This window comes from Cellvibrio sp. UBA7671, from assembly GCA_002483145.1.
GTDB classification, from domain to species: domain Bacteria; phylum Pseudomonadota; class Gammaproteobacteria; order Pseudomonadales; family Cellvibrionaceae; genus Cellvibrio; species Cellvibrio fibrivorans.
Window position 1 is genome coordinate 162,784 of record DLHJ01000016.1, and the last position, 22,113, is coordinate 184,896.

Consider the following 22,113-nt stretch of genomic DNA (forward strand, 5'->3'; position numbering starts at 1 on the left):
AGACGATGGGCAAATTTTTTTCCGCCATCTCAATGAGGACATTTGCACTGTGAACACATTATTGTGATTTTGTTGTCGCTTTATAGTTGTTATTGGAACCCCGCGCCGCACAATATAGCTGGATTCTTTTTTCGTAGTGGTGATGCTTGATGCTAGAGCTTAAAGACTTGTGCGCCAAGGAACAAGCGTGGGCGCAATAAACTTGGATATAGTCTGGCAGACTTTTTAGGTGGGCGAGGGAAAAAATTTTCGCGATAAAACAGGAAATTGCTCAACCGCCAAACACTCACTGCAAAAATCTTGCAGTGAGTCGTTATTCGCGCCATGATGCATTAGGCGTCAGCGGTGCCCCTGAATACGAATCGTTATTGCGCTTATTTGGCGCTCAAACGAATTTTATTGTTGCCAATGCGCTGGTTGTGAATATTAAAATTTTGTTCCAGTGTGGCGAGTAAACCATCCACATCGCCCGCTTTAAATAATCCGGCAATACGTTCTTGTTTGATGCTTTCATCGATCACTTCAAATTGCACGGATGTGTAGCGATTAATTTCCACCAAGGCGTCTTCCAATGTTTCGCCGCGAAATACCAGATTACCCTGCCGCCAGCTGAGCTGCGCAGTGATTTCATTGTCGTCCGCTTTGGCGATGGTTTCCTGCGTTGCGCCCAGCACCACTTTTTCACCTTTTGCAACTGCCATCGACGTAGCAGGCAAACGTTCGGCGACGATTTTTTCAATCGTCTGTTGCACTTCTTGTTTGGCAACCAATACTTTTCCATCTGTTACTAACAGTGCAACTTCATTGTCATTGCGGATGCGCACATTAAATGCAGTGCCTACTGCTTGCACGACTTTATTGCCCGCGACCACGCTCAGTGGGCGAGATTTATCGTGTGCCACTTCAATATTTAATTCACCGCGCTCCAATAAAAATAAGCGATGATCTTCGCTGTATTTAACGATCACACGGCTATTAGTATTTAACACCAGTAGTGAACCATCCGGTAAATTCACATTGGAGTGTTCACCCACAGCAGTTTCATAAACACCATCAACAACTGCTTGGTCGCTGTGCAGCCATGCGATGAGTGAGGTCGATTGCGAGGTAGAAAAACTCCAACCAAATACTAATGCAACCAATACCAGCGATGCGGCAATCGCACCGTAAAAACGTGGTTTGCGCGCGTGTGGTGATACTGATGTTTGCTGCGGCGCTTGAAATAAATCGGCGAGGCGCGCGAGGCTGTCCATCTTGTCCCACAATTCCGCCATCTCAAATAATACTGCGCGATGCTGTTCGCTCGCGTTGAGCCAGTGGCTTAATTCCTGCTGCTCTTGCGCCGTTAATTCGCGATCCATGCGCGCGATCCACAGGCTTGCCTGATCGTAAATCTGTTCGCGGTTGGGGAAATCAATAATATTACTCATGATTTGCTCCGCTCTTGAGCGCCCATATTTTTGGCGAGCGATGAGTTTGTCTGGCGCGTGCCAGTGCCTTGCTTTAACTCAGCCATAAATTGCGCGCAGCGTTTAATGCCGGTAGCGATATGCTTTTCCACAGTGTTCTCACTGATATCAAGGTTAAGGGCAATTTCTTTTTGCGAATAACCGTAGACTTTCTTTAATACAAACGCCTTGCGACACTGCAGCGGCAATTGCCGCACCGCTTCGCAAAAAAAGCCAAACTCCTGATTGGCCGCAACGCGATCAAAGGTTTCATCGGCGCGGGTGGTAAACCCCACCAGCTCCAGATCCAAATCATCATCCAAACTCACACTTAAACGAGTTTCAGCGCGCTTGAGGTGATCCAGTGCCAGGTTCTGCGCAGTGCGCAACATAAATGAGCGCGGGAACTGGATCTGCTCCGGCGTCTCTACCTGGCAAACGCGCACATAGGTTTCCTGCACTATGTCTTCCACTTCCTTGGGTGGTACCAAACGCGATACCGCGCGTGCGAGGGTACTGCGCAAGGCGACAAACAGGTTGGCGATATTGTCCTGCTGTGTGTTGTCCGTCATTGGTTTGGTAGTCGATGAATCGTTATTCGATTTGTTGTTATAGGTCATGGGCTTCAGCCACCAGGGTGATTTCCTCATAGTCCATGACGATGCAGGATGAATATTCCGCCATAGTAGCGGAATATTTTTTTGGCAAATGGATTATTGGGTTATCAAAAGAGGGTCGTTTGAGCCAAAACAGCATAGCAAGACACGCGCTTCTGCTAGCTGGTGGTCAAAACCCGGTGTTAGAGTCGAGCTTGGCTGGTTCGTTTTTTGAACAGTCAATCCAGCATAGAGTAGTCATCGGAATACGGCCGCTGCCGAAGGAGATTTCCCGCTATGTCATTCATTCAAGCTATCCTCAATGCGCCGCGCCCTGCGGCCATCCGCACAGTAAAGCTGCCACGCCGCGTTAATTATTTTCCCTCCCCGGCGGACTGGCGCAATGAAACCCTCTATTTCCTGTTGGTTGATCGTTTTAGCGATGGCCTTGAAGCCCAGCGGCCATTGCTCGACCGCACCAACCTTGCCGCCGCGCGCCCGGTAAATTGGCGCTGGGATTTGTGGTCGCAATCCGGCGGTGAGCGCTGGCAGGGTGGCAACCTTGGTGGAGTTGCATCCAAATTGGATTATTTAAAAAACCTGGGCGTCACCACTATTTGGCTCAGTCCGGTGTTTAAGCAACGCGGCCACCTCAATTCTTTTCACGGTTACGGTATTCAGGATTTTCTGGATATAGATCCGCATTTTGGCGATCGCAAAGCGCTGGTGGATTTAGTCGCACTCGCGCACAGCAAAGGCATGCGCATTATCCTCGATATTATTTTTAATCATTCCGGAGAAAATTGGACTTATCCTGCGGATTTACCCGGTGGGAAATTCCAGCCGCATTACACTAGCGGCCGGCATGCGTTTGGCGCATGGCGTGGTGAGCAAGGTGAAGATGTTGGTGTAATCGCAAGCGATGAGCAGGGTGTGTGGCCAAGTGAGTTGCAAGATCCCGATAAATATACGCGCGCCGGCGCCGGTAATTTAGGGGCAGGTAGTATTGACGATCCACAAGCCGAACATAAACGCACGGATTTTATTACGCTCAAAGATTTTAATCTTGATCATCCACACTTAATGAGTGAGCTTGCCAGTTGTTTTAAATATTGGATTGCATTGTGTGATTGCGATGGTTTTCGTATCGATACACTCAAGCATGTCTCCTTTGAGCAGGCGCGCAATTTTTGCGGCACCATTAAGGAGTTCGCCGCGAATTTGGGAAAAAGTAATTTTTTTCTGGTGGGTGAAATTGCAGGTGGCGATTTTGAACAAGATCGCTATTTAAATGTACTTAGTCGCAATTTAAATGCAGCGTTGGATATTGGCGGCATGCGCATTACGCTTAATCAGGTTGCCAAAGGTTTACAGCATCCCGCTGATTATTTTGCCGGGTTTGATCCGGGTAATACCGTTATGGGATCGCATCGCGCGGTGGGTGAAAAACACGTTTCTATTTTGGATGATCACGATCACGTATTTGGTAAAAAAATTCGCTTCTCGGCGGAGGCGGCGTCGCCCAATCAGGCGGCTGCAGCAGTTGGCATACAATTATTTACCTTGGGCATTCCCTGTATTTATTACGGCACGGAGCAAAGTTTAGGTGGGCCTGAGCTTGCCGAGCGAATCTGGCTTGAAGGTTTTGGTTCCAATGACCGCTACCTGCGCGAAACATTGTTTGGTGCGGAGCATCCACGTAAAGATGGGCTCGCCGGATTGGATTCAGCCGCTAATCCGCGCGATCAAAATCTACCGGGCTTTGGTCCCTTCGGCACGGTGGGGCATCACTGCTTTGATCCTGCTAGCAGTGCCTACACACGCATTCAAGCGATGGCGCAGGCGCGCGCCCAATTTCCGGCGCTGCGTGTTGGCCGCCAATATTTGCGTCCGATCACTTTTCTCGGCAAACCATTCGCGGTTTATGGTAACGGTGAAATTATTGCCTGGTCGCGCATTCTCGATGACGAAGAATTTTTAATTGTGCTCAACCCGCACGGCACACAATGGCGCGGTGCGGATATTTTAATAGATAGCGCGTTAAATCCGCTGGGCAGCGTAATGACGGTGGTGGTGAATACTGCACAAGCCGCCGATGCTAATCATTTGATTGATGTGGTAGGCAGTAGCAAACCTGTAAGGCGACTTGAGTCGGGTATTCACTGTGTGGAAATTCGCGATCTGGCTCCAGCAGAGGTACTGGTGTTGGCAAACCGAATGTAGACTGGATTATTTTTAAAGTTAGAAATACCAGCCTAAACCTACACGATAGCCTGCAGTCTCAATTTCAACGTCCGAGTTTTTCGTATCGTCGTAAATGTAAGTGCAGTTTTCGCCACAAGGTTGGGAGCCGGGTACACGTTGTTCGTATGAAAGTTGACTGTCGGTGCCAAAATCAAGATAGCTGCGATACTGCCCGATATCGACATGAAGGTTTTTGCTTGGCTGCACTCGCAAATAAAGGGACAGTGTCGATTGATTGGTGTCGCCCGAGTAGCGCAACCAATTTTCCGATAGATTCAGGCTAATGACTTTGTACACGGGCACTTTCATATTCAGCACTATACCTGCGCCAAATTTATCCAGATCAATATTAATGGCTCGCATTGCCGTGCTATAGCTACTTTCGATGCGCATCATGCTGAGCTGGGGGGACACATCAAACTGGAATCGCCCTTGGTCGTCAACATGAAAAACAGAGCGAACAGAAACTTGTTGTAAGCGGTGTTGTGAATCAACGTTCACTGATCCGACCAGTTGGTTATTGTCAGGGTTGGGTTGATCCAGATAACGTAAACGATGCTCACCCCTGCCTGATGCATCCTGTGCACCTGACAAAATAATATCCATCTGTGCATCGCGCTGTTCAATTTCTACTTGGGTAATTCGGCCACCAGCGTGGTTATAATTTGCTTGTAAATAAAAAGAGTCAGCGCTGCCATCGGTAAGATCAAGCCGTTTTACACTCATTTGCGGTGTAGATGGTACGCAGGCGGATAACAATGTAATCAGGCTGATAATGATGCAGGGGTTGGTTTTTATAGATCGCATAGATACTTTTATCTCCTTGTTGTGGGTACTTGATTGCTGTGTTTTTTCCATTGTGGTTTTATTTTTTCTTTTCTTATAAAGCAAGGGATTTTACCGGTTTATGAAGTGAGTGGTATAGATTGCGGTTGAACAATTAAACGAACGAAAAACCGGTCGGATACTGATGGTAGCCGTCAAAGTCGCCTTTGCTGAGCGGCACACCGGCATGGCGGGCAATGCTATAAACCATGCAAAGGTGAAAGAAGAAATTGGGTAAGGCATAAAAATTCACATATTCATCTGCGGCCAAATTCAATTCAGTAAAGCCTGCCTTATCCTGAATGTGTGCGGGTGGCTGATGAAATTCAGCAGCAGGTATCGCTTGCAAGTATGCAATTGTTTCATCAAGCTGTTGTTGTAAACCTGCATAGTTTTCCTGTTGGTTATCTAAGCTAATCCGCTCGCGCTTTGCTAGCGGACAACAGGTGCGTAGGGAAAAATTAGCTGCTGTGCGTATCTGCGCGAGCAGTGGCAGCATATCGCTGTGCAAACTGCTATGCAGTAGGGTGGGATTTTGTTGCTGGTGAAGCGCAATTTTCTCAACTATCACTTTAAGTTGGTGCAGATAGTGAATAAAGATTCCAGTAGGATTTTTCTGCATGAATAAATCTCAATATGCTAAATCAATAGCCCGATAGGCGTTTGCAATACGTGCCGCCCAGCGTTCGATCCCTGTCTCGGTTGTTAATCCATCCTGACGAATTTCAATCATTGCACAGGGCAGACCTCGTGCTTCTCCATGTGTTGGAATGCTGTAGTCGAATGCATCCTCAATCGGATAGGGCTCGTTAAGGCCGACTATAATATCGCCTTGTTGGACCAATGCGCGATATAAATCTTTGGCAAAGCGGGCATCACTTTTATGTGAGACACCAATATGCCATGGACGCTGCTGATTAAACAGGAAAGGTGTGAAACTGTGAATACTCAAAAAGAGGGTGGGATGCTTGGGGTTGCTGAGCAGGCGCGCATCTAGTAATGCATCTATGGCATCGTGATAGGGAATAAATAGATTCTGGATGCGATCTGCGCGCTCATATGCGGATAAATTCTGGTTTCCAGGAATGACTATTCCTGCGCTCTGCTCGGGAATTAATTCATTGCTCTCGATTGGGCGATTGCAATCAATGACCAATCTTGAGTAACCACTCAATAATAACGGCGCATCAAGTGCTTTTGCGAGCAGGCGTGCGACTGTAGCGGCGCCCGGATCCCAACCGATATGCTCTGCGAGCTGGTCATCACTCAAACCCAATTTATCCAGGCATACAGGTACTCGATTAGAGGCGTGATCACATACCAATACCAGATTACTTTTGCCTTGTTGATTGAATAGTTCAACTGCAGCGGGTTCGGTTGGCAATAACAGTGTCGACAGTGCTTGATTGTCATTCATAGCAGTTAATTTTTTACTTCATCGGTCCACACGGTAAAACGTTTTAACGTGTTGGTGCCGAATACATTGGTGAGAGGGACATCGGTTGCATCGCGTCCGCGCGCAATAAGAAGATGGCCGATGCGCGGAATATTATTGCGCGGGTCAAAGGTATGCCATTGCCCATCAAGATAGGCTTCAAACCAAGCCGAAAAATCCATCGGGTTAGGTGAAATGGGTACGCCTATATCGCCTAAATAACCAGTGCAATAACGTGCGGGAATATTCATGCAGCGGCAAAAAGTAATGGCAAGGTGTGTGTAGTCGCGGCATACACCCAATCGCTCATTATAAGCTTCGAGTGCGGTTTTGGTTGCGCGCGCGTGTTGATAGCCGAATTTAATATGGTTGTGCACAAAATCGCAAATGGCTTGTACCCGCGGCCAACCCATCGGGGTATTGCCAAATAAGTTCCACGCGAGATCGGAGAGCCGATCTGTCTCGCAGTAACGGCTACCCAGTAAATAGACGAGCGTGTCAGACGGTAAATTTTCTACCGCATGTTGATATGCGTTTGGATATACAGGATCGGGTAGTCCCGAATCCCTCACTCGCGCTTCTGTTGAAATCGTGAAGGTTCCAGGAGGTGCCACAATGCGGCTGCACCAGTTGCCAAAATCATCGCGGTAGGCGGTGATGGGAACAGCAGGGTTAGTGATGATGTGATCAGGAATAATTATGTCAGCGGCGCGCGTGTAGTGCAGGTTTAATGTCAGCAGCATGGGAGTTGGCTGCGGACAGTCATAAATTAATTCGTAGCCGACGCGAATATCCATTTTAAATCTCCTCGTATAACAATAGGGTTAAGTGTGCCCTTATCAGACACCTTTTTAACCTATGTTTTCAGTTCGCTGGCGCACCCAGTTTAAAAAAGGCGGCGAGCGAATTGGCGGAGGAGGACATGAGTTGCATTCATCCGAATGCAATTCGTCATTGGTGATTAGTCCGGAATGTCCTGCCAATCAGTAATTCCATCGTAGTGCGCTTCTGCATTGGGCAATGCTGTGTAATAGTAAAGTGCGATTGATTTGCGGGTAATGTGTTCGGGGGTATTTAATGGCTTTGGATGGCCGTGGAACGATTTTTTATCGGTATTAAAAACCACCAGTCGATTAAATAGCGGTGAGATAGCAACTTCGCACTGGGTGAGCTGATCATTCCACAGCTCTAATTCGCCGTTGTATTCCTCTTTCCAATTTTTGTTTAAATAAAATAAAACATTGATGCGGCGATACAGGTTAAGCGCTTTTAAATCGTTAAAGTCGGTGTGTACTGCTAGCTTTCCGCCACTGAGTATTTGGTGCAGTCCACCACCGTGAAAATAGGGGTCAGGTAATAGTTTTTCGATGCCGGTCAGCTTTTCTAAAAAATTTAAAAAAGGATATGAATTGAATGTAGATAACATGTTTAACAAGTAAGGTGAAACATCAATCAACCTTGATGCATGGCCTATGCCTTGTTTTTTTGGCTGATGAACAAGATCCCGTTGTTTCCAGTCCAGCCAAATAGGGGAATTTGTATCAGGAAATTCTTGTAAAACATAGTTGGCATGTTTTTTTGGTAAGAAATCGTTAAGAACTATATGCGGGAAGGGCTTTGCATGTACATAAGTGCTGTGGTTTTTTTCTCCCAGGGCTTCCAATTCTTTGATATTGAAAGCAAAGGGGGCTTTGTTGAATAGCATGTCGTTATCTCTGTATTAAGCTGGCTTCTTGGTTCGCATCGTTTTCATGTGCTGGTATATCGAAAACGTATCTACTATCCTGCTATAAAAGTAGTGATTTGCTTTTGTAGTTTACTATTTTTTCTGAGCAATAACCTTATCCTGTTGTTTTTGCAAATAATGTCGTTAATGGATTTTGTTTTTCAGTGCTACTCGGGTGGATTGTAAATGTCGTAAATTGCCGTCCAAGTGGCGGGCAATACTGCTGTGTTATTGGTATCAGCGGTTAAATAGCCTGCGCCAACCGGGTTTGGTTGGGGTGCTTGTGGCGGCTGGGGAATGTTCTGTGCTGTGTTCGGCAAGTTCACCAGATTCTTTGGTCTGTTGGAAAAAGATCAGCAAGCGGCCAACCATTTCACGATCGTAACTAAAAGGTGAGAATTCGCTCAACCCGTGTTGTGCTAAAAAATCGCGAAGATTTTTTTCGGCCGGTAAATATTTCATGCTCCAATCTTGAAATAACCGGCGCTTGGTAAAGCCTTTGAGTAAAATTTTGGCATTTTTGTGGCGTGGGTCGGTGCAAATACGTTGATATGTTTGCACCACAGCATCGCGCTCACCTTCCAGGCATTGGAAAAAATAACCATTTCCATAATAGAGCACCCCGCCCACTTGTGCTCGCGCGTTATTGCGGCGCGACTCGGAAAGAATTCTACCAACCTCCAATTCTATTCCCTGAGCTGCACTGTTGCCGGAAAACGTCGCCTCACTGGCATATACGAGTCTAACCAAATCTTCCACAGTTTCATTCCTCTGGTGAGCTATTGTTGCGCAGAGTCCGCGCGATTAATTTACGACAATGCCCGCCAGTAAGTCAGCGAGTTGATGGTGTCGGTTGCTACACCATCAACTCATTGAGCGCTTTATTTCTTGCGGAACAAAAGCGTTATACGGTTGGATTCGCCGATTAGACGATTTTTTGCTTTTTGTTCTTCAGTTCCGCTCAGGCTTGGTGGTAAGCGCCATACATTGTCATCGGCTTGCGGATCATCCTTCGGATTTTTATTGATATCGCTTTCGCCCACAAATTCAAAACCGGCGGCGGTCATGGCGCTAATTACATATGAGCGCTTTAAGTAGCCACGGCTGCCATCAGCCCATGCATCGGGTTTGTCCTCGCTCATCGCATGTTGAACTATGCCGACAACACCGCCAGGTTTTAATACGCGATGAGTTTCTGCAAGCGCTTGTTTTAAATAATTACCTTTTGCATCAAAGCGCGCGAGGTTGTGCAGGGCGCGGATAAATAAAACCGCATCCACTTTTCCGGTTAACTCGGCCGGCATATTGGCAAAGGTATAGGCCTCGCCCTTAGCGCCATTTGCACCGCCCCAGGTTTTGGCATCGACCGCAAATTGTGCTGGCCAGGCTTTGCGCTGCGCAATAAATTCCGGTGTCGCAAATCCGCCAAATTCCGGCCACATATTCAGGCTGTAATCAACGGCAATCAATCGGCCTTCAGCGCCTAAATATGGCAGTAGAATCTTTGAGTACCATCCTTCTCCGGGTAATGCTTCTACCACGGTATCACCTTGCTTTATGCCAAAAAATTCCAGTGTTTCCACCGGGTGGCGCGCGGCGTAGCGAGCCTGGTGTTCAGCGGGAAGGCTTTGGGTGACGGTGACTAATTGTTTTTTATCGGCGTCGCTCAAGGTGGCCGTTTGTTTGTGATCGACCACACTGGAGCAGCTCTGCAGCAGGATTGCAGCAGTTAGAAATGCGATTCTTTTCATGTCAGGATTCCTTTGTTGAAGGTGATAAAGCCGGGCAGAGTGTGCCAGTCAATGGTGTCAGCCAACAGCGCGAAAGGATTATTTTTTGTTAAGGTGCGGCGCCAAAAAAACAAAACCCCACTTGTTAGGGTGGGGTTTTGCGGAGCTGGCGAGAGGTTAAAGCCAGTTAGTTGCAGCTATTAAGCTTTTTTGTTGCGACGTGCCAAACCAAGGCCGAGCAAGCCAAGGCCGAACAGCACAATGCTAGATGACTCTGGAACAGCGGTTACGCCGTCATTAGCGTATTTCAGCATGTTAACGCGGATGTCAAAACCATTGCCTGAGTGGAAGTTGGTGGTGGTCATACCGCCCAGCATTACATGACCCAGGCCGTAGCTTTTCTCCAACAGGATGTTGCCTGCTGTTGAGTAGGCCAGGGTGTTGAAGCCAGCGCCTGCTACTACGTCGTGTGAGCAGCCTGAACCGGTAAACACAGTGCCAGCAGCAGCGAAGTCGTTGGTAGTCAGGGTGCACTCAGTTGAGTAATTGCCAGTTTCGGTCAGAGTTGCACCAAAGCCCAAATCAAAATTGTCGGTACCGCTCCATCTAGCGGCGTTAACAAACACACTACCGCCAGAAGCAACGAAGGTTTCTACGGTGCTGCGGTTGCTGTTGTACCAGGTTTCAAAATCGAAAGTATTGCCGTCGCCACCATCAATGTAAACAAAGTCAGAGGTGTCACTGAATACGCCAGCATCACCAAATACTGCTCTGTCCCAATTGCCTGCACCAAAAGCGGCATCGAAGTTGTCGATGTTAGCGTTAGTGCCCCAAGGCTCAGAACCACTGGTCAAGTAGATCGGACCTGCAACAGCAGCTTGCGCAGCACCGAAAATTAAACAAGCGAGTGAAATAGTTTTTAAAGTTTTCATGGTTATCCCTATGTGGAATTGATGTTGTACAGCGGCCGCCTTAAAGCAAGAACTGTGCTTGATTCATTATGCTGTTGTTTACTATGGATTTATTGCCGTTTTGGCGCCGTAATCCTGTTGCGTCATGTAAATTATTCCGACAGTCTGTAAAGGTAAAAGGTGATAATCACCGCAGCGAAAAAAACCCGCCGAAGCGGGTTATTTTGGTTTTGACCGAATGCCATCCCTGATCTTTTTGCTGATGTTTACTTAATCAGTACACTAATGTCTGCATCGCATGCGCGGGGATTTTGACGGTTGCCTCTTCATTGCCCACATAGTAGCGATAGCTGATCGCGTCGTCAGTATTGTTCATAACGACGGTCACCAGTTTGTTATCCGCATTCATAAATGAAGTGGTTTGTAAAACGCTGCGGCTTGATACGGCGCTTACGCGTTTGGCATCGGGACGGATAAATTTGGAGAAATGCCCGAGGTAGTAATAGGTTGGGGTGTAAATTAACTCGCCGTTATTTTCGTGGATAGGCGCGAAGCAGAAGTTGCCGACATGGTTGGGGCCACCGGTATTGTCGAGCAAAATATTCCAATCGGTCCATGCGACAGCTCCAGAGTTAAAATCGTTAATTAATGAATCGCCATAACGCTCGGCGTTGGGCCAGTAGTGATAGCGCTCGGCGTTGAATTTTTCTACGGTGGCTTCAGTGAGCATCAGGTTTATATTGGGGTAAGCTTTTGAAACTTCTGCAACGTTGCCGTACAGCGGTTTTGCGCCAGTCCAGGTTTCATACCAGTGGAAGCCAATGCCCCACACATATTTGGCTGCTTCAGGGTCGCTCATGATGGTGTTGGCGCGATGCACAATTAAATCGCGATTGTGATCCCATACGATAATTTTTTTATCGCCGTAGCCTGCTTTTTCCATCACCGGGCCGAGATGATTTTTCAGGAAGTCGCGTTCTTCTTCCGCAGTGAAAATCATTGATTCCCAGGTTTGTTTCGCCATAGGTTCATTTTGAACTGTGATCCCCCAAATCGGTATGCCTTCTTTTTCGTAGGCTTTAATAAATTTGGTGTAGTAGGTGGCCCACGCATTGTTGTATTCGGGTAATAATTTTCCGCCTTGCAACATATGGTTGGTGTCTTTCATAAACGCGGGCGCACTCCAGGGGCTAGCGTAGGTGGTAATTTTTCCACCGGCCGCTTTAATGGCCGCTTTCAGCATCGGCAGGCGATATTTTTGATCGTGCTTGATACTGAAGGTTTTTAATTCTTTGTCACCTTCTTCGATATAGGTATAGCTGCCGCTGCTGAAATCGGAGCTGTGGATGGTGGTTCTCAGCAGGCTATAGCCGATACCGTCTTTTTTATCGTAGTAGGCTTTTAAAAATTCGGCTTTTTTCTTGCTGTTTAATTTCGCAAAAGTTTCTGCGCTCGCATCGGTAATCGCGCCGCCAATACCTAAAAAGGTTTGGTATTGTTTGGCGGGGTTAACGTAAATCGCAATTTCCGTTTCTTTATTTTGTTGCGCGGGTTTAAAGCTCAGGGTATCGGTGAGGCTCAACTTGTGATGGGTATCTTTGGCTGTGGTGTAAACACTCAGTGTTTTTGTGCTGGCACTGGTGTCGGCGGCATGGGTTCCGAACGCGGTGCCGGCGATTGCAAGCGCGATGGCTAAGGTTTGTAAGTGTTTAGTCATAGTTGGGCTCTCTATTTTTTGGTGTTTCGCTATTGTTGGATAGCCTTATCCGGATCGCGTCCACAATCCGGATAAGGTTTGTCGCGTTACTGCTTTTTAATCTCAAACCAATTGATATTCCATTCCTTGCCAATCGAGCGGAAACGTAATGTGTGGTTGCCTGCTGTCATCGCAAAGGATTTGCCAGTTTTGGTGATGTAGGTTTGCCAGCCGCCAGTGGCTGCGAGATCCATGGTGTCTACCACTACATCATCAATCAGCACGTCAAAACCAGTGCTGCCAGTTTGGCTGGCAAGGCGGTAATCAATGGTGTAATTACCGGCTGTTTCCGCTTTGATTTTGAATTCAATAAAGTCGCCCGTTTCAAAATGGCCCACGTTAGTGCCGCCGCCGGTATCGCCACTGGCTTCAGTTTGGATGCCGCTCATTGCGGTGAATTTTTCCGCTTCGATTTTGGCTGGCACTGCGACAAACAACAGTTGAGTATTGGCCGGCGCGCTGGTGTAACCCTCGGCGATGCTATTTTTTGCAGCGACTGAGTAGTAGTAGGTTTCATCTTCGTTCAAGCCGGAGTCGTTGAAGCTGGTAGTGGTCAGGCCTTCGGCGACTAAGGTGCCTTTCGCACCAGCGCTGGTTGCACGATAGACGTTGTAGGTGATGCCGTTGCCGGTTACCGCCGCCCATGTCAGCGCAACACTATTACCGGTTTGCACCAGGTTGACGTTGGTGGGGCGCGCTGGATAGTCGAACACGTCATTGTGCTCACTGGTTACCAGCCATTTGGCCAAGCCTGCATTCACGTCATAACCCACTTCACCGTAGCTTTTAAACAAGGCTTCGATCTCGGAAATTGGCGCGGTGGTGAAATCCACTTTGCCCGCGTTATCGACAACATCTTTACCGGCGACAGGCGCGTCTTCAATCAAGTAGATCTCCGCCCAGGTGTTCACGCTGCCATTACCTTTGAATACACCGCTGAAGTTGTAGGTCTGGCCGCCCTTCAGAGTGATTTGCTGGTAGAGCGCACCGTTGATTTCACCGGTTACACCGTCCGGACGGGTGATATGCATGACTGCACCATCACTGCCTGTGGGCGCTTTGCTGGCATCAACACTGTTGTAGTTGAAGTTGAGTGCACCGCTGATGGTCAGTTCTGACCAGCCGCCGCTGGCGCCAAAGTTGCCGTTGGCCAGCAGTTCTTCGTTGGTGGTGGTGTTTTTCAGGCTGATGCTATCAAAGGTCACATCGGGGTTGGCACCGCCGTTAGCGCCAGTTTTCACTACCAGATAGTAGGTTTTGTCGCCCGTACCGCCTGCCGTTATGGTGGTGGCCTTTTTGGCACAGGCGTTGGCGAAGCTCGAGTCCCAGTTGTTGCAATCCCAAGTGCTGGCTTTGGTGATCAGGCCGACGCCAGTATCCAAAGTGGTGTTGATCTCATTCGTCACCATGCCCCAGGTGCCTTTACCCTGGCCGCCCGCAACCGAAACAAGTTTGTAAGCCCAGCTGGTGGATGCCCAGTTGTAAGAGGCATAGATGTCATAAGTGGCGCGTGCAATTTTGCCACCCAGTTCCAGACCCGCAGACTGCCAGGGTTGGAATTCGCCCATCAGCATTGGGGTTTTGAGTGCAGTCAATTTGGTGTTCCAGTCGCATACACCGCCGGTGCCAGTCTGGCCGCATTTGAGCCAATCTCGGTGGATATCAAAATGGGTGTCGTTGGGGCGATCGCCAAACAGACCAGGGTAGGGGTGGAGCTCAAAGGCCACATTGGTCATATTTTTGGCAACCGGATCGCCATAGACTTCGATATTGCCATAATGGCTGGGCAGCATAACGATGTGTTTGCTGTCGATCTTGCGGATGGTCTCGTACAGCTCGGTCACTCGTACGGCCATGTCTTCAGCGGTTGAGCCCCATGGTTCATTGAGTGGGTCATAGGCGGCGACGGCGGGTTCATCTTTATAGCGGGTAGCGATTTGTTCCCATAACCATTTGGTGCGGTCTTGATATTCGGTGTTAGTCCAGTATTTGTTTTGGCCAGAGCAGCCGGTGTGGTCATTTGGTGTTTGGCCACCGAGGGCACCGTGTAAATCGAGGATCACATAGATGCCACGTTTTTTCGCTTCAGCAATTGTCCAGTCAAGGTAATGCCAGGCATCAGCACGCAGCGTACGAGGATTTTTTTCATCCTCGATCACATTCCAAAGGATTGGCAGGCGTACGACATTAAATCCGAACGCTTTAAGTTGATCCCAATCGCGCTCTTTGATCCAGTTGTCGCGGAATAATTTGATCAAACGCTCTTTTTCATCGTAGCCAAAACGCTCGGTGAGTTTGGCTTCCAGGGTACATTGGTCATGCACGCCATTGCCGCCTTGGCCCATCATCCAGAATTCTTGCACCAGCCAGTTACCCAGGTTGGTTCCCTTAAGGTGGATTGGATTACCGCTGGCTTTCACCCATTTGGTGCCATCGGTTTTGAGCATGGTCATGCCTTCATCGGGCGCGATGCTACTGGCTGCGCTGGAAGACGACGGCGCGACCGAAGCAGCGGATGAGCTGGCGGGAGTCGACGACTTGCCACCACCACTACCGCCCCCGCCACCACAGGCAACAAGGCCGATGATGCAGGTGCTGAGCAGGCTGGTTTTCAGGTTGATAAACGGGATTTTGCTGTTGGGGTTAGTCATAGCGGTTTCTCTTATTTTGTCGATAGTTATTGTTCAACACTTATGGGTGTTATTGCCGCGTGAATCCTGACTGACTCATCAAAGGCTTGCGCCCGTTTAAATTTACTCGAACCGGCTCAGATTAAGTTTTGCCTAAACTGGGAAGCAGATAGACCCGCACGCCTGTACAAAAAAGCCCCGTGCAGGCACGGGGCACAAGAGGTTACAAGGGAAATTCATTGCCAGCGCCACCGATCGGCGATAGCCGCGGTCTGGCGTCAGCTCCGCTATGACTGACTTCTCTTGAACCAAGGGAGAGGCTGATCCTGTCGACGCCAGTTAACGATAGAAAAAATTGCACTGCGTCCTGTTGAGTGCAACCGAACCTCAACCTCAAAAGTGGGTTTGGTTTGGTTGGGGCGTAGGAGTAGAACGGAACGGGTGGGAGGGGTGTCAGGTTTGGGCCAGAATGGTGCATAAGGTGTAGTTGTAACTATACAACACCATAATTTTTTGGTGATTGTGACGTTTTGATACAGGTTTCATTAAATAATTGTGAATCTCTTTGCAATTCAGATTTTTCTCTTAAAATAAAAAATATAAGAACAGGAGAAAACCATGAAAAAAATAATTTCAAGCAACGAGTTATTCAAAATATTCCTCGTAGAAAATTACGATGCCGATAACCAAAAGGTAACATCGCATTACGAGCTCTTTGAAGGCGGGCACCGTCCGGTGGAGACTTTCGAATCCCTCGACCAAGCACAACAGACCATGCTACAAAAAACCGAATTCTGGAAGCAGCTGACCAAAAAAATACCCTTGTATTTTGAGGCGCGTTTTATAGCCTGACATCGCAACTCCCTCTTCTCGCGTCTGCTGACACCGATTAAGGTATAGGCTGTAGACTCTATTACGCAAAGTCGTCAGGCAGAAATAGACCTTCTATTGCTGGCTAAAACGGCTTTAACATGCTCTCGTCATAATCATTTGCCTTGAGCGTTACGTTAAACTTTTCCGCTAGTCGATCAAGTTCTGCTTGTTTAATGGCCAGCTCATCCAGCGTGAGAGTATTATCATCCAACTGCCATAACAGGCGTGAACCGGCGTAACTGTATTGCATCGCCACTAGTGCATTGATATTGCCCCCACTAGCGGCGGTTTCCAGCGCCCGCATTTTGCGATGTATTTTATTCAGCGCCTGCTTCAGCTCCCATACGTAGGTTACCTCACGCATAAATTCGTGCTGTCGAAATTTATTGAGAAACCAGACAACCGTTATGGCAGTAACCACAACACCGAGCAAATTCCAATGAAAATGACGGCCACTTTCATCGGGGAATAACGCAATAAGCAGTTGCGATAAGGATAAACTACCAATCGCCAAACCAATTGCACAGGCTGCGAACACAATCTTTACATGGCGATTATAACGCGCCTTATTAACCTCAATGAGCTGCATAAAATCCTGCTGGTAATATAAAAAACAAATGCGCCGTGTAATGCCCATTAGTAGTAAATAGATATAGGGGTCTAATAACTTGCTAACCTACTTTTAGTAATTTCGTATTTCTTATGCCAATAACCACATAGAACAAACCAGCGACAAATGCCAAGTTATAAGGCACATCAACGTATATATCAAAATAAGGGCTTTCTCCTACAGCTCCCGCGAGCAGAATTATTGTGACAAAAGAAAATAGGCCCAATAACGTGGATATTCCGAAAAACAAAAAGGCTTTTGATAAATAAGATATGTATATCTCGTTTTTAACGCTAAACATTTTTTTCAATGAAATGTATGCATAAAAATTAACGATAGCTGTAATTAAATTCATCAAAATATTAAAAATATAATGGGGTGTAAAAAAGCTTACTTCTTCCAAAATACTACCCTCTTTTATCTGTTCTTGGGGGATGTAACTGCGGTGTCTTTCCTGTGATTGAAGTCGCATAGTGTATGCGGTTTGGTGTCCGAGTTGATATTACAACTTATTTCAGCGGGAAATAAATATCAGTAATGAGGTCGCATTCATCAACCTCGTAGATAAAATTCACGTAGTGGAAAAAGCAGGGGTAATCGCGAATTTCTTCGCCGCTGTTAGGCAACCATTCGCGATAAAACGCGTAGATGCTGGTATCAAGATTACTGTGACTGCCTTTGTGTCGAACAACAGCGCATTTTCCGCCGGAAATTATTCCGTTTTTTACACCGTAATCATTCGCGGGAATATCGGTGTCGATAGTGCCGCATACGTCCCAGCGAAATTTTTCTGGTTCAGTGGTTTTGGGGTCACTGTAGGGAATGCCAAAGGTTTTGCTGGTTTTTACCGGCGATAGGCCAGTGGCCTTGCGCCAGGCAATAAATTTTCCGGCTGTCTCCAGCACGTTTTCCGGTGCGCCCAGATGTTCCAGCAGCGCAACTTTCGTGGTTTCAAATTGAATAATATTGACGTTCATCGGGATGGCTCCATAAAGCTTTGGCTGAAATTGAAACCGCAAATGCCATTCCGGCCACTTGGGTTCACCCCTGAATTCAGATGGCGATTGATCAAAGGTGCGTTTGAAAGCGCGCGCAAATGCTTCGGGGCTTTCAAAGCCCGCTTCCAATGCAATATCAATAACCCGTTTTTCATTTTCAAATGCCAATCGGTATGAGGCGCGTTTCAGTCTGGCGAGCTGAATATAGCGCGTCACACTCATACCGGTATAAACCAAAAATACCCGATGAAAATGGTATTTTGAAAATGCGGCCACATCACTCAGTGCATCAAGGGTTAAGTCTTGGTTGATGTTCTGATCGATGTATTCACACACTTTGTTTATACGTTTGTCGTAGCTATTGATCGGGTTATCGCTCATTCAATCATTCGTGTTTGAAACCGTTCTGTTCAGGTGCCACGCATCATGCAAGCTTTTTGCGAGTTGTTCCTGATCGAGATTGCTAAGTTGTTGGTGTGGGGTTCAGTCTAACCATTTTTTGTGATCTGAAAACAAAAAAGCCGATACATTTCTGCATCGGCGAAAAGGCTCATGATTAACCAGGGTGGAAAATCATGAAGGCTATGGAGATAACACGAGAGTTTAAAACACGAGATTCACACAGTTTCAAAAAAGACCGGCACATTGCTGTGCCGGTCAAGGCTTCGTAGACACTAACGGGCTGGACTATTGCTTGGTGAGTTGCCACCAGTTGATATTCCAGCCACCTTTTCTCACGAAGATCGCCAGGTCTTGCTGACCTGCTTGTAAGTTCACGGTGATGCTCGCCGTCTGCCAGTTTTGCCAGCCACCGGTATTGGGCACAGACACTACACCTAGATCTGTACCATTGCGGCTCAGCACCAAAGTGCCGCCGCTGTAGGGCGATGCCACGCGCACTTGCAAGGTGTAATTGCCCGCTGTGGGGATGTTGATCGGGTAGCTCATCCAGTCGTTGTCATCGGTGCTGCCAGCGTTGAATCCGCCATCGGTATCGGTGGTGGTTTCCATGCGGATGCCGCTGTGATCTTTAAACATTTCTGCTTCGATACGTTGGCCGGTTTGCGCTTTCCAGTTCATCCAGTAGGCGATGCTTTCGTTGCGCACTAAGGGTTGAGTGGAGAATTGGCGGAACCAGCTTTCGATTTGCGCGGCGCTCGCGCTGCTCACGTTCAGGTTGCTCATGCCACCGCCGTTGTTGGAGTTGGTGATCATGCCCCAAGCCCAGCCGCTGGTATCGCCGTTTGATCCGCCCGCTGAAGTGGTTTTCCACGCCCAGTTGGTGGCTGCCCAGCCGTAGCTGTTATAGATGTCGTAGGTTTTGCGGGTCATCTGGCCGCCGTAACTGCCGAGCAGCGTCCAGGGTTGGAATTCGCCGACCAGGAACGGAGTTTGGATAGCGTTGATTTTGTTGCGCCAGTCGCAGCTTTCGCCCGTGCCGTTCTGGTTGCAATGCAGCCAGTTCGCATGCATGTTGGCTTGGCCAGCGCCGTAAGTGGCGGTGTCATTCCATCCCCAGAGGCCGGGGTAGAAGTGCATCCAGGTGGACACATTGGTCAGGCCGCGGCTGTTCGGGTTGCCATAGGCATCGATACCGGAATTGTGGCCGGGCAACAAAATGATGTGATTGGCATCTTTCGCGCGCACCACGTTGAACAGCTCATAAGAACGGTTGGCGAGGGTGGTGGCGTCAGTGCCCCAAGGTTCATTCAACAGGTCATAAGCGGCGACGGCACTGCGGCCGTTGTAGCGCTGGGCGATAACATCCCACAGCCACTTGGTGCGATCCCAATAGTTGGCGTTGGTCCAGAGTTGCGCCGCACCTATACAGCCGTCGTGCTGCTCGGACGCTGCCGCTTGGCCGCCGACTGCGCCGTGCAGATCGAGGATGGTGTACATGCCGCGTTTTTCCGCTTCATTGATCGCCCAATCCAGATATTGCCAGGCATCGCTGCGCACGTTGTAAGGGTTGTATTCGTCTTCGATCAAGCTATAGAGGAAGGGGATGCGCACGACGTTCATGCCCATGGCCTTCATCATGTCGAAGTCGCGGGTGGTGATGTAGCTGTCGCGGAACACTTTCATCAGGCGTTCTTTTTCGGCGTTACCGAAGCGTTGCGACATGACCGATTCCAGTGTGCACTGGTCATTCACCGCGCCGCCGTTGTGGGAGATGATCCCACCCATCATCCAGAATTCCTGGATCAACCAGTTGCCGAGGTTGGTACCGCGCAAATCCACGCGTTGGTTGGTGTTGGCGTTAACCCAGAGCGAGCCGCTTTGTTTGATCGCAGGGAGCGGTGTCCAGGTTTGGGTTTGTACCGGCACTATCCTGAACCAGTTGATGTTAAATCCACCCGCATTCACTTTGATCCCAAAGCGATGCACGCCCGCGCTCAAATTCACGCGCTGTTTGATAGTCGTCCAAGTCTGCCAGCCGCCAGTGCTGGGCACGGCGATGCTGCCATAACCGGGCGTGCCGCCCGCTTCTTCAAAGGTGATATTGCCGCCGCCGCTTTGGCTGGCGATGCGATATTCAATATCGTAAGCGCCTGCAGTGGTGATATTGACCGGGCTGTTAGCGTAGGAGAGCCAGTCATTGGCATCGATCCAACCAACGTTCTGGCCACCGCCGGTATCGTTGGTGGCTTCGAGCTGCACACCATTCATATGGCTGTAGGCTTCCGCCTGTATGGTGGCGGGTGTATTGACCTGACTTAGGCTGTATTGACTGAATAACGCTCCGCCTAGGCAGAGCGCAAGTGCTGATTTGTTCATAGTTGGGTACCTGTAAAGTTATTGTTATCTGTCACAGAGTACGAAAGCCTGATTCCGGATTACTGCATTCCCTGTTGTTGTGCGCGGGGTTGTATGCGCTGGATTTCGTCGGGGCTGAGAATAGGGCTGCGGGCTAAACTCTGTCGTTCGAGAGCAAAAGTGGTACACAAAAAAGACGAAGGCGAACGGGTACGACTATGGGAAAAATGCTCGTACGCGATTTTTTCTAGCCCACGGGATTCATCTTCTATAGTATCCGGCGTGAAACAAATGGCTGGGGCAATGACCTCCGCTATAAAAAATAAGAAGTTTTTGGGAGAAGCCATGAACCAGGTCGTTTTCAACTTCCACGATGTCATCCTGTTAATGACGGCAATGCTCTGCTGTTTTTTTGCGCTCTTGCTGATTGCCACCAATCCGCCCCAAAATACCAGCAACTACTTTCTCGCCGCGTTTTTAATAGCGCACGCCCTTATTCCTTTACATGAACTCATCCTCTGGGGGGCGGAGTTCAAATTGCATGTACGTGAAAAATGGCCGCAAGTCTATTTTATCGGTGCGTTCGCCTACTATCTGGATGCAGTACTGCTCTATTTTTATGTGAAGTCTCTGGTGTTCCGCGATTTCCATCTCCGTCCCAAGGACTATCTACACCTGATCCCCTTTGGTCTATTTGCACTCTTTATGGTAGTCGCCTTCTACCGTTTTCCAGCGGCGACTCGCCTGGAATGGATCAACACCGAAGCCTTTGTGTACAGCCCGGGCTATATCAGCATGGATTTGTTGATCAAATGCACGCGCGTTGGCTACTGCGTGGCGGGTTTCCTGCTGATTTTCAAATACAAAGACATCCTCAAAAATACCCACTCCAATATTGAAAAGGTGGATATCCTCTGGCTTAAGATCCTTGTAGTCGGATTTACCCTTGTCACCAGTATGGAGGCGTTCCTCGCGCTCGCGAAAATGGCAGGCCTGTTTGCCGATTACGATTTCCTCCACCCCGACCCCGATGGCAACCCGATTGAGTACATTGGTCTGAGCGGTTATTACGCGCTGTTCTTTTTGGTGTGTACGCTGGTATTTACCAGCATGCGTTATTTCAGCAATTTTGAAGCGGTGAAACAAAAAGACACCAAAGAGCCAGCCAAAAAATCCACGCAAGAAAAACTGCTCAACCCGGAATATGCCGCAAAAATTGACGGCCTGATGCGCGCGCAAAAAACCTATCTCAATCCGGAGCTGACGCTGGATATGCTCGCTGAAACACTCGCGATTCCGGCAAAAGATTTATCGATGATCATCAATCGCCATTTCAATCACAACTTTTATGAATTCGTGAATGGCTACCGTATTGAAGAAGCGCAAAAGCGTTTGCTTGATCCTGCGAATAAAGAAAAGACGATTACCGATATTTATCTGGAAGTGGGTTTTAACAGCAAATCCGTATTCAATACTTTTTTCAAAAAGCTGGTAGGGAAAACACCATCGGAATATCGCCAACAGCCAGCGGATGTGGCGGCCACACACTGACTATTTTCACTACTACAAGAGAA

General features: G+C 48.3%; 19 protein-coding genes. 3 read left to right on the top strand and 16 right to left on the bottom strand.

Annotated elements, in window-relative coordinates; genetic code table 11:
* Positions 1–374: 374 nt before the first annotated feature.
* Both B4E62_RS16530 and B4E62_RS16535 read right to left on the bottom strand, forming a co-directional pair.
* Positions 375–1,430 (bottom strand): FecR family protein, encoded by a 1,056-nt coding sequence (locus tag B4E62_RS16530; RefSeq protein ID WP_331352816.1) that lies wholly within the window; start codon positions 1,428–1,430, stop codon positions 375–377.
* Entirely contained in the window at positions 1,427–2,068 is a 642-nt protein-coding gene (locus B4E62_RS16535; protein WP_331352817.1) for an RNA polymerase sigma factor, read from the bottom strand. Before B4E62_RS16535 ends, B4E62_RS16530 begins: the two co-directional genes overlap by 4 nt.
* 273 nt (positions 2,069–2,341) lie before the next feature.
* Between B4E62_RS16535 and B4E62_RS16540 the strand changes: the two genes are divergently transcribed.
* Positions 2,342–4,267, top strand: coding sequence for an alpha-amylase family glycosyl hydrolase (locus B4E62_RS16540; RefSeq protein WP_331352818.1), 1,926 nt, complete (start codon positions 2,342–2,344; stop codon positions 4,265–4,267).
* An 18-nt stretch (positions 4,268–4,285) separates the two neighbouring features.
* Here B4E62_RS16540 and B4E62_RS16545 read toward each other — a convergent pair whose 3' ends face one another.
* The 10 genes from B4E62_RS16545 to B4E62_RS16590 form a co-directional block, all read right to left on the bottom strand.
* The gene (locus B4E62_RS16545; protein WP_331352819.1) at positions 4,286–5,095 is read right to left on the bottom strand and encodes a hypothetical protein; all 810 of its coding nucleotides are present in this window, start codon (positions 5,093–5,095) and stop codon (positions 4,286–4,288) included.
* 133 nt (positions 5,096–5,228) lie between these two features.
* The gene (locus tag B4E62_RS16550) at positions 5,229–5,735 is read right to left on the bottom strand and encodes a DUF1993 domain-containing protein (protein WP_331352820.1); all 507 of its coding nucleotides are present in this window, start codon (positions 5,733–5,735) and stop codon (positions 5,229–5,231) included.
* A gap of 9 nt (positions 5,736–5,744) precedes the next feature.
* On the bottom strand, positions 5,745–6,530 hold the full coding sequence (locus tag B4E62_RS16555; protein ID WP_331352821.1) for an N-formylglutamate amidohydrolase: 786 nt from the start codon (positions 6,528–6,530) through the stop codon (positions 5,745–5,747).
* A 5-nt stretch (positions 6,531–6,535) separates the two neighbouring features.
* Positions 6,536–7,345 carry a transglutaminase family protein gene (locus B4E62_RS16560; protein ID WP_310067979.1) on the bottom strand — a complete coding sequence of 270 codons (810 nt, stop codon included), beginning with the start codon at positions 7,343–7,345 and terminating at the stop codon, positions 6,536–6,538.
* Positions 7,346–7,509: 164 nt separating this feature from the next.
* Positions 7,510–8,253 (bottom strand): 2OG-Fe(II) oxygenase, encoded by a 744-nt coding sequence (locus tag B4E62_RS16565; protein WP_331352822.1) that lies wholly within the window; start codon positions 8,251–8,253, stop codon positions 7,510–7,512.
* Between the two features lie 258 nt (positions 8,254–8,511).
* Positions 8,512–9,033 (bottom strand): BLUF domain-containing protein, encoded by a 522-nt coding sequence (locus B4E62_RS16570; RefSeq protein ID WP_331352823.1) that lies wholly within the window; start codon positions 9,031–9,033, stop codon positions 8,512–8,514.
* Positions 9,034–9,155: 122 nt separating this feature from the next.
* Positions 9,156–10,025 carry a class I SAM-dependent methyltransferase gene (locus B4E62_RS16575; protein WP_310067972.1) on the bottom strand — a complete coding sequence of 290 codons (870 nt, stop codon included), beginning with the start codon at positions 10,023–10,025 and terminating at the stop codon, positions 9,156–9,158.
* 179 nt (positions 10,026–10,204) lie between these two features.
* Entirely contained in the window at positions 10,205–10,936 is a 732-nt protein-coding gene (locus tag B4E62_RS16580; protein ID WP_331352824.1) for a PEP-CTERM sorting domain-containing protein, read from the bottom strand.
* Positions 10,937–11,189: 253 nt separating this feature from the next.
* Positions 11,190–12,632: a glycoside hydrolase family 30 protein gene (locus tag B4E62_RS16585; protein ID WP_331352825.1), complete on the bottom strand. Its 1,443-nt coding sequence runs from the start codon at positions 12,630–12,632 to the stop codon at positions 11,190–11,192.
* Between the two features lie 86 nt (positions 12,633–12,718).
* Positions 12,719–15,322 (bottom strand): cellulase family glycosylhydrolase, encoded by a 2,604-nt coding sequence (locus B4E62_RS16590; RefSeq protein ID WP_331352826.1) that lies wholly within the window; start codon positions 15,320–15,322, stop codon positions 12,719–12,721.
* 597 nt (positions 15,323–15,919) lie between these two features.
* On the opposite strand from B4E62_RS16590, the gene B4E62_RS16595 reads away from it, so the two are divergent.
* The gene (locus B4E62_RS16595) at positions 15,920–16,153 is read left to right on the top strand and encodes a hypothetical protein (RefSeq protein ID WP_310067960.1); all 234 of its coding nucleotides are present in this window, start codon (positions 15,920–15,922) and stop codon (positions 16,151–16,153) included.
* 103 nt (positions 16,154–16,256) lie between these two features.
* On the opposite strand, the gene B4E62_RS16600 is transcribed toward B4E62_RS16595, so the two are convergent.
* The 4 genes from B4E62_RS16600 to B4E62_RS16615 all read right to left on the bottom strand — a co-directional run bounded on the left by B4E62_RS16600 (position 16,257) and on the right by B4E62_RS16615 (position 20,560).
* Positions 16,257–16,763 (bottom strand): DUF3087 domain-containing protein, encoded by a 507-nt coding sequence (locus tag B4E62_RS16600; protein WP_331352827.1) that lies wholly within the window; start codon positions 16,761–16,763, stop codon positions 16,257–16,259.
* Positions 16,764–16,845: 82 nt separating this feature from the next.
* Complete coding sequence (locus B4E62_RS16605) at positions 16,846–17,256, bottom strand: hypothetical protein (RefSeq protein WP_331352828.1); 411 nt, start codon at positions 17,254–17,256, stop codon at positions 16,846–16,848.
* Between the two features lie 37 nt (positions 17,257–17,293).
* Positions 17,294–18,163: an AraC family transcriptional regulator gene (locus tag B4E62_RS16610; RefSeq protein WP_331352829.1), complete on the bottom strand. Its 870-nt coding sequence runs from the start codon at positions 18,161–18,163 to the stop codon at positions 17,294–17,296.
* Positions 18,164–18,469: 306 nt separating this feature from the next.
* The gene (locus B4E62_RS16615; RefSeq protein ID WP_331352830.1) at positions 18,470–20,560 is read right to left on the bottom strand and encodes a carbohydrate-binding protein; all 2,091 of its coding nucleotides are present in this window, start codon (positions 20,558–20,560) and stop codon (positions 18,470–18,472) included.
* Positions 20,561–20,884: 324 nt separating this feature from the next.
* Here B4E62_RS16615 and B4E62_RS16620 point away from each other — a divergent pair, with 324 nt between their 5' ends.
* Positions 20,885–22,090 (top strand): helix-turn-helix domain-containing protein, encoded by a 1,206-nt coding sequence (locus B4E62_RS16620; protein WP_331352831.1) that lies wholly within the window; start codon positions 20,885–20,887, stop codon positions 22,088–22,090.
* Positions 22,091–22,113: the final 23 nt, after the last annotated feature.

Bases quoted from the DNA above. Each gene is read 5' to 3' on its own strand.
- B4E62_RS16530 (WP_331352816.1), bottom strand. From the start codon at position 1,430: ATGAGTAATATTATTGATTTCCCCAACCGCGAACAGATTTACGATCAG.
- B4E62_RS16535 (WP_331352817.1), bottom strand. From the start codon at position 2,068: ATGACCTATAACAACAAATCGAATAACGATTCATCGACTACCAAACCA.
- B4E62_RS16540 (WP_331352818.1), top strand. From the start codon at position 2,342: ATGTCATTCATTCAAGCTATCCTCAATGCGCCGCGCCCTGCGGCCATC.
- B4E62_RS16545 (WP_331352819.1), bottom strand. From the start codon at position 5,095: ATGCGATCTATAAAAACCAACCCCTGCATCATTATCAGCCTGATTACA.
- B4E62_RS16550 (WP_331352820.1), bottom strand. From the start codon at position 5,735: ATGCAGAAAAATCCTACTGGAATCTTTATTCACTATCTGCACCAACTT.
- B4E62_RS16555 (WP_331352821.1), bottom strand. From the start codon at position 6,530: ATGAATGACAATCAAGCACTGTCGACACTGTTATTGCCAACCGAACCC.
- B4E62_RS16560 (WP_310067979.1), bottom strand. From the start codon at position 7,345: ATGGATATTCGCGTCGGCTACGAATTAATTTATGACTGTCCGCAGCCA.
- B4E62_RS16565 (WP_331352822.1), bottom strand. From the start codon at position 8,253: ATGCTATTCAACAAAGCCCCCTTTGCTTTCAATATCAAAGAATTGGAA.
- B4E62_RS16575 (WP_310067972.1), bottom strand. From the start codon at position 10,025: ATGAAAAGAATCGCATTTCTAACTGCTGCAATCCTGCTGCAGAGCTGC.
- B4E62_RS16580 (WP_331352824.1), bottom strand. From the start codon at position 10,936: ATGAAAACTTTAAAAACTATTTCACTCGCTTGTTTAATTTTCGGTGCT.
- B4E62_RS16585 (WP_331352825.1), bottom strand. From the start codon at position 12,632: ATGACTAAACACTTACAAACCTTAGCCATCGCGCTTGCAATCGCCGGC.
- B4E62_RS16590 (WP_331352826.1), bottom strand. From the start codon at position 15,322: ATGACTAACCCCAACAGCAAAATCCCGTTTATCAACCTGAAAACCAGC.
- B4E62_RS16595 (WP_310067960.1), top strand. From the start codon at position 15,920: ATGAAAAAAATAATTTCAAGCAACGAGTTATTCAAAATATTCCTCGTA.
- B4E62_RS16600 (WP_331352827.1), bottom strand. From the start codon at position 16,763: ATGCAGCTCATTGAGGTTAATAAGGCGCGTTATAATCGCCATGTAAAG.
- B4E62_RS16605 (WP_331352828.1), bottom strand. From the start codon at position 17,256: ATGCGACTTCAATCACAGGAAAGACACCGCAGTTACATCCCCCAAGAA.
- B4E62_RS16610 (WP_331352829.1), bottom strand. From the start codon at position 18,163: ATGAGCGATAACCCGATCAATAGCTACGACAAACGTATAAACAAAGTG.
- B4E62_RS16615 (WP_331352830.1), bottom strand. From the start codon at position 20,560: ATGAACAAATCAGCACTTGCGCTCTGCCTAGGCGGAGCGTTATTCAGT.
- B4E62_RS16620 (WP_331352831.1), top strand. From the start codon at position 20,885: ATGAACCAGGTCGTTTTCAACTTCCACGATGTCATCCTGTTAATGACG.